Source organism: Citrobacter sp. Cpo012 (genome assembly GCF_030333015.1).
Taxonomy (GTDB): domain Bacteria; phylum Pseudomonadota; class Gammaproteobacteria; order Enterobacterales; family Enterobacteriaceae; genus Citrobacter; species Citrobacter portucalensis.
In genome coordinates this window covers 1-587 of sequence record NZ_JAOWGR010000024.1, presented here as the reverse complement: position 1 = coordinate 587, position 587 = coordinate 1, and the positions used below count along the sequence as shown (strand labels likewise).

General features: G+C 56.7%; 1 protein-coding gene. It reads left to right on the top strand.

Annotation, left to right across the window (positions count from 1 at the left end):
• The coding region (locus OGX90_RS01195; RefSeq protein WP_286623005.1) for an Ig-like domain-containing protein at positions 1-587 on the top strand (587 nt) is incomplete at both ends.

The following is a 587-nucleotide window of genomic DNA, read 5'->3' as shown; positions in this document are numbered from 1 at the left end:
AAAACACGGTACATATCGATACCGTCGCGAACGACAATGTGGTCAACGCCATTGAAAACCGCATGACCACACTGATAAGCGGCGTGGCAGGCGGCGATGCCAAAGCGGGGGATGCCGTTACCGTCAGTGTACAGGGGCAGAGTTTTACCGGAACGGTGGTCGATGATAACGGCGAACTGCGCTACGAAGTGGCAGTGCCGGTCGGCACGCTGCGCGAAGGTAAAAATGATGTGCAGGTGACGCTGGTCAGCCATGATGCCGCGGGCAACGAAGTGACTGCGCTGGCGCACCGTACCGTGGTGCTGGACACTAAAGCGCATAACACCGTCAATATTCATGATGTCACCGCCGACAACACCCTGAACTTTACTGAGTTGTCGGCGGCGAAGCAGACGATTACCGGAAACGTGCGCGGGGAAGATGCGAAAGCGGGCGACCCGGTTCTGGTGGAGATTAACGGCCACCAGTATCACGGCCAGGTGATTGATACCGGGAAAAATACCCTCGGTTATCGCATCGAGGTGGATTCTGCGGCGTTCTCTGACAACGTCGGTCATGTGCTGAAAGAGGTGACGGTCCATGTCAGC